The sequence below is a fragment of the Fulvivirga aurantia genome (assembly GCF_009711475.1).
Taxonomy (GTDB): Bacteria; Bacteroidota; Bacteroidia; order Cytophagales; family Cyclobacteriaceae; genus Fulvivirga; species Fulvivirga aurantia.
In genome coordinates this window covers 1-6,627 of the sequence record NZ_SMMD01000727.1, presented here as the reverse complement: position 1 = coordinate 6,627, position 6,627 = coordinate 1, and the positions used below count along the sequence as shown (strand labels likewise).

The 6,627-nt window shown below is 41.0% G+C and carries 4 protein-coding genes; all 4 read right to left on the bottom strand.

Going from position 1 to position 6,627, the window contains the following annotated elements; all coding sequences use genetic code 11:
* Window positions 1-164: 164 nt before the first annotated feature.
* Genes E1176_RS08415 through E1176_RS08400 form a run of 4 tightly spaced genes read right to left on the bottom strand, consistent with a single transcriptional unit; the run spans window position 165 to window position 6,363 of the window.
* Window positions 165-2,636, bottom strand: coding sequence for a TonB-dependent receptor (locus E1176_RS08415; RefSeq protein ID WP_155210166.1), 2,472 nt, complete (start codon window positions 2,634-2,636; stop codon window positions 165-167).
* Window positions 2,617-3,984 (bottom strand): HTTM domain-containing protein, encoded by a 1,368-nt coding sequence (locus E1176_RS08410; protein ID WP_155210165.1) that lies wholly within the window; start codon window positions 3,982-3,984, stop codon window positions 2,617-2,619. Before E1176_RS08410 ends, E1176_RS08415 begins: the two co-directional genes overlap by 20 nt.
* Window positions 3,984-5,096: an imelysin family protein gene (locus E1176_RS08405; protein ID WP_155210164.1), complete on the bottom strand. Its 1,113-nt coding sequence runs from the start codon at window positions 5,094-5,096 to the stop codon at window positions 3,984-3,986. The genes E1176_RS08410 and E1176_RS08405 overlap by 1 nt, the downstream gene beginning before the upstream one ends.
* Before the next feature lie 46 nt (window positions 5,097-5,142).
* The gene (locus tag E1176_RS08400) at window positions 5,143-6,363 is read right to left on the bottom strand and encodes a DUF4856 domain-containing protein (RefSeq protein ID WP_155210163.1); all 1,221 of its coding nucleotides are present in this window, start codon (window positions 6,361-6,363) and stop codon (window positions 5,143-5,145) included.
* Window positions 6,364-6,627: the final 264 nt, after the last annotated feature.

The window sequence follows — 6,627 nt, the reverse complement described above, 5'->3', positions numbered from 1 at the left end:
GATTAATATTAATGTTAAGATTAAAATTGATCTCATCTGCGGTGTTGCTGCTAACATCCAAGTATATATGCCCTAGTTGATATTTAGCATATACCAAAATGTCTAAATTAAGTAATTATGGGCTGTTTACATTTAGTCTACGGAACTTATGATCTAATAGATAGCTACAACCTAAATTCTAAGGTCGCATAGTAGGTCCTTGGTTCTGCCGGGATAATGCCCGGGCCGGGGTAGCCTGTGGCTCTTCTGGTGAAGTATTTCTCATCTAATAGGTTGTTGATACCGGCCTCTAGCTTAAACTTTCTAAATTTATAACTCATCGAAAGGTCCAAAACACCATAAGAAGGTATAGGTCCGATTACTCCTTCACGGCTGTCACCCGCTTCAGGTATCTCGTTGTTTTCAGCATCGTTGTACTGCTTAGAGAGGTAGATGTATTGTAGATTTCCCAATAGATTTTTATAGCCAAATTTCACACCAGTCTTCAGGTTTACCCTAGGGATAAACTCTACTTTTTTACCTTCCACATTGTTTTCATCGCTTTTTATATACTCAGAGTCAGTCAGGGCAATATTAACAAACGGACTAAGGCGATAGCGGTAATTGTCAAGTCTAAGTGTGTTGATCAGGTTCCAGTCAATAAAAGCTTCTACACCATATATAAGTGCATCTCCAATGTTTTTACGAATGCGACTTCCCTTGTCAGGGCCGGTAGAAACAAGCACGGTGCCTATGCGGTCATTATATTTTAAGGCATAGGTGCTTATGTCATAAGAGATAAGCTTATTCCATTTGCCGCGAACTCCCAAATCAGCAGTAAATCCTTCCTCGTCAGTGATGGTTGGGTCAATAGAAAATGTTGGACTCACTACTCTGATGTCGCTAAAAGTGACAGAACGATAGTTTTGCGAAATGTTACCATATACCTCCAGGTTGTTGGAGTAGTTATAACTGGCACCTAACCCTAGTAGCAATAAGTTTCTGTCAAATACACGGTTGTCTGTCGTGTCTTTTCTAAAAATTTCGTTACCGGCAAGGTCATATCGCACTTCGGTGTACTCTCCAATCGACTCTGTTTTTATGTGTTCGATTCTAAAGCCGGGTGTGATAGATAGCTTCTCATTTATGAAAAGGATGTTTTCACCAAACAACGAGAGGTTGAGATTAGGAAATTCGAAATCTGACTGGTTGGGATAGGAGGGGTGTTGGTCATTTGCAAACTCAAAGTCAGGTTCAAAACCATTGCTGCTCGGCCCTTGTCGGGAGGTGTTTTGCGATTGGTAGTATTTGGCTCCTATTAAAAATACGGCATCCTTACCTTTTACCACATAGCGATTTAATAAACGAGCCTCAGCTCCCCAGTTTTGAAACTTTCCTTTTATTAGGTCTCTTGTGATGTCATTAGGGTCGTATTCTGAGTCAACCGGGTTATCTTGTGGTGATTTTGGGTTACCCCGAAAACCAACCGAATTTCTTTCGGCATCCAAACCAAAGAGGTTGAGAGAAAAATCAGTTTTACTAGAAAACTTGTGCTTGAGCTTAAGCGCGATCAGCCTCCAGTCTACTTCAAACCAATTTCTCTCACGAGTACTAATGGTAGGATCAGCGTTAAATAATGAGTCAGTAAGTCCACCGGCCTGTTGCGCCAGATATTTGAGGTAGGTGGTTTCTAAAGTAATGTCTGTTTTATCAGAAAGCGCGTAATTGAGAGAAGCGAAAAAGTTTTTAGAATCGAATTCTGAGTTTGGTCTAAAGCCATCACCCTGCTTGTAGTTGAAGTAGGTGTAGTAACTAAACTTACCTACCGTACCGCTTAGACTGTTGAAACTGGTGAAAAGGTTATATGAACCATACGTCTGTCGGGAAACCCATTCCAATTTCTTCACCGGATTTGGTCGTCTGAGTTTAAAATTAATTAACCCACCGAACTGTGTACCATATTGCAGTGAGGCAGCACCTCTGATCACCTGAATTTCACTCAAAGCCTCGGCTGGAGGGGTGTAATAGCTTTCGGGGTAACCGAGCACATCGGCACTTATGTCATAACCGTTTTGGCGTGTGTTGAAGTTAGCGGTTCTGTTAGGGTCAAGGCCACGACCACCAATATTGAGCTGCAAACCAGCATCACCATTTTCATAAATATTTAATCCCACCACCTGAGAGTAAATTTGTCGCGCATTATTAGCTGCCAGGTTGCCAACAGTCTGGTCTAGCAATACCACTTCAGATTTTTTACCGGCATAAATGGCTGTTCCCTCTACAGGATTAAGCCTGTTAAGGCTAAAGGCTTCTTCTCGCTTTTGGTTAATAACCACCTCTGAGAGTTCGATGCTGTAGGGTTCTAAAGCAAAATTTAACTCACTATCGCCAGTGATCGTTATCTGCTGCTGTGCAGGATTGTATCCGGCCACAAACACAACCAGCGTATAAGTACCCTCTTCAAGATCTTTAAAAGTATACTCACCTTTCTGGTTAGTGCGCTGCAGGTAGTTAGTTTCTTTGTTAAATACCTCAGCCTCTGCAATCGGTTTGTTTACAGATGCATCTTTAACAGTACCGGTAAGGGTAAACTGTGCGCTTGCGCTAAAACTTAAGATTAAAAATATGCCTAATAGACTATAAACCTTTGATGTCATCTTCGAATGGTAATATCCAATTTTTATTTTTAAACGATTCCTCTTCAGGTACCAGGTTTACCTCAGGATCGATGTATGGCCGACTTCTTCTGCCATTGAGTGCTACGTAACTCTCCACATATACTTCTACATTCTCATGGCCCTGTTGTTCGAAATGCTCCTTCAAAAAATGGGCATATTGCAGTATAAAATCAGGTTGGGTAGCCATTTGCTTTTCCTGAAAAGCCGATAGAAAATCTGTGTTGTCAACATAGAACTGCTGACCGCTTACTCCATCAACAACTTTAAATTGTGCATATCCCGCTTTTTCCATGAGCATTACGCGCCATGAAAAACGATAACCCTGCTCATGCCAAAAAAGCTCTCCCGGGTATGCAAGGTGCCTGAAAGGAAATGCAAGTTGCAATACAAAAAATAAAGTCAGCAAGCCAAGTTTTAAACGGTGTTTGCCAGCCCAGTTTTGTACGAGTACTTTACCATTATCAAACCTGGCTTTGTTGATTTTGAACCATGACGCAAGCCTCTGAAGTACCTGGTTATGAAAGTTCGCATCAAAAAATATAGTTGCGCTTACAATCATGATATAAGGAAACATGCCTATCGGGAATAGCACGCGTGTGAGAACATGAAAAATAACTACGAGTACAAAAGCGAATACCCTGGTCGGCCTGTGTAAAAGTAGGAAGGGTATTGCCAGGTCATAGATGGCACCACCCCAGCTAAAGGCATAAATCACCCATTGCTTCTGTAGAAGATCACCCAAAAACGGAAGATCGTATTTAGAGGGTAGCCATATTTTAAGGGGCATGCCTTCTAGTAGCCAATCCGAGTTGAGTTTGGCCAAACCGGCATAGAAATAAACGATCACTAGCAAAAGCTTAATAGCATCAATAGACCAATTAGGGATATATTCGGAAGCTAACAAATCATTACGTTTGGCATCTACAGAGAAGTATCTGTTGGCGGGTAAAAAGATCATTAAAAAGCTCAGAATGCTGATGAAGTAGTAGTGATTGAGATAAGTTGTTTTGTCCATCAGCTCGATGTAGGTAAAGCTGAGAAAGAAAGTAACGATGGCCATGCGGTATTGATAACCAACCATTACCAATAGGGCAGAAAGCCCACAAACGGCAAAAAGCAGATAGGTCCATGAGCCAAGCGGCTGAACGAACTCGAAGCCGTAGTAAGAAAAGAAAAATTTAGGTTGTATGTAAAGCTTGTCGATCCAGCCGTAGCTCCAAAACCGCACGATACTGGCAAACATCATTAAACCAAAGAAAATACGAAAGGCTGCTAATGGTGCAGCCTTAGTTGTTTGAGAGAAATACGTATTAACATTTAGCGTCATCAGTCACCGTCAGCGTCAACAAAATCAACCTTTACGTTAAGTGCCTGAAACATATCAACCTTCATGAGAACAACATTTTTTTGTAGCTCATCATAAGTCTGCAACATGGCGGTGTTGTTAGTTTCTACTTCCTCATACAGGTTGTTGTTTAGGGTATTTCCTTTATCTGAAGCGCTGTTAAATTGGTTGTTGATAAGCGCACTAAGGTTTTCGCCCTCACTGATCGTCTGTACAAAATCCAGGTAAGAATGAAGACTTTCTCCCGCTGTGGTGCCATCGAAATGCACCCCATTAAAGAAGTCAATTGAAGCCTGAAGACCAGTCATTAAAAGCTCTTTAGAAATTTCTCTGTTGTAATAAGCCTCCACACGATCGCTCAATGTGCCACCGTCAGAAAATACACCGGCCGGTATGCCTACTTTTCCCGCTCTTAGCGCTTTCTCATAATAATACATATAGTCATTAAGCAACTTATTTACAGAACTACTGGCATCAGAACCGGATTTCTCTACGAAAGTAGTTCTGTATCCATTTTCCCAATCATTGAGTACTGTTTTTGCCAGGCTGTTTAATTTATCAGTAACTGTGCTTAAATAATCTTTCAGCGCCTGTTCTTCATTAAATCTAGCGACAAGGGCTGCGTCTGTTTCGGCAGCTCCATAAAGAAGGTAGTCTAGTGCAGGAAATCCCTGAGCATCACGAGATGACGGCAAGCTAAGGTCAAAATCCTCCTGAGTGATTTTTGACTCAATTTCAGAAGCATCAGTAGGGAAGATGTTTGTATAGGCTCGTAAAGTGATTTGCTCAGCTTTACCAATTTCAAACATCGAAACCTTTTGCCATGCAATGTAAGCGTCTTTCCAAGCAGATCTTAGATCAGCGAGATTGTCTTCATTGCTGAGCGTGATAAAGGCATCTTTAGCTTCCACCAGATTGGTAGTGCTTTCAGCATAGGCTGTATATCCAGGTACAATAATATTGTCGGCCCAATTGACCAACATAGCTTTTCTATCAAAATTATCTGATGGCGTTTCTTCAATGGTTGGCTCTCCATCTTCTGAGCATGCCCAGAATACTAAAACCACTAAAAAGACCGACAATACTTTTTTCATACCCTTATTAAAATTTAATCTAAATAAAAGTTGTGCAAATTTATGTTTAAGAAGCTGCCTGAGCAACTGTAAAGTTAAATTTTGCAGCAATGGCTGCAGAAATCGTTGTTAGTGTCTCTGGTTTTACGTCCCAAAGGCCATTTTCTCCGTCAGCAAGCATAGCCGCTAAGAATCCATCTACTTCTTCTTTTGATAAATATGGAGCATCTGTAGCCGGATTTCTTGTAAATCTCAAGCTGTAGATAAATCCGTAAGCTTCAGAAAGATCGTGGAAGGCCGTTCCGTAAGATTCACTGCTTATGGCGTCTGCACCTGCTTCAAGATAGTATACTGCTCTTACTGCAATGATTTCAGATACCTTTTCTCTGATAATGTCAGCTTGTGCGTCTCTTAAGTCATAATCACCCGCTACAATAGCAGCACGACCTAATTTGAAAGCATCGAAAATCTCATCAGCAATACCTGCGAAATCACTGTCTCCATCTACTCTGGCAATATATTTATTTAAGAAGCTGTCATCGTCTCCGATAGTCGCATTAGGATTAGCAGCATCAGCAGAGGCACCGTATAGATAGCCATAAGCTTCGTCCCACTTATGCTCCATAGTAGTGTAGTTTTTACCATCTGCTACTACATCATTATCGTTTTCGGTTCTGTTATCTGCTTCATCAAGCACAGCTGTGCTCAGGTAGTTATTAAGTGCTTGGTCTGTCATCAATGCACCGATAAGTGATTTACCTACTAATTGGTTGTATTCAAGACCTTTAGCATTTACATATCTTGTAGAGTTGCCATCGGCAATCTGTCCCGCTACTCCAGCAGATGCAGCTGTGTTTTCATTTGGAAATACCTCGTCAATCTGAGCGTTGATCCACGTTTCAAAATCCGCTTTTATTTCAGCAGATTCAGTGGCGTTGGCTGAGAAATAATCTTTAGAGGCAGCGGTTTTGCTTTTAACGCTTTTTGTGGATTCATTAAGCTCTGCTTTAGAAAAAGGGTTGGCATCACCACCATCAGCGGTTTCGTTTCTGTACATCTCCAAAAGAGCTTCTTTTGTTGCAGATTCGAAATTCTTCAAATCGCTTGTAAGCTCTTCGGCCATAGCGATACGCGTAGTTTGACCACTAAATGATACTGTGCTGGTTCCGTTTCTCTCGAAAGAATATGTCGCAGGTGCTTCGACTGTTGGGTTTACTTCGTTGTCGTCATCAGAGCATGATACTGCAAAAAATGATGATATTAATAGAAATAAGGCTGTTTTCTTCATTGTTTGTTTATTTGGACTGATTAAAAATAACGATGCAAATATAGTGGTGGATGGGTAATTGACAAACCTTATTTAGATTAAATTTAAATAAAGTTTTTGTGAGGGTTTTTCAGACCTTCCAGGGCGTGGAAGGCTTATTTAGTCGATATCACTGTTCTCTTCGAGTTCGTCATCCCTGCGTAGGTAGGGATCTTTTTGGCATATAAGCTTACTAATCCTGAAAGGCTTAGTAATCAGGGATCTTCTTTTTGATTTAACAAAGCC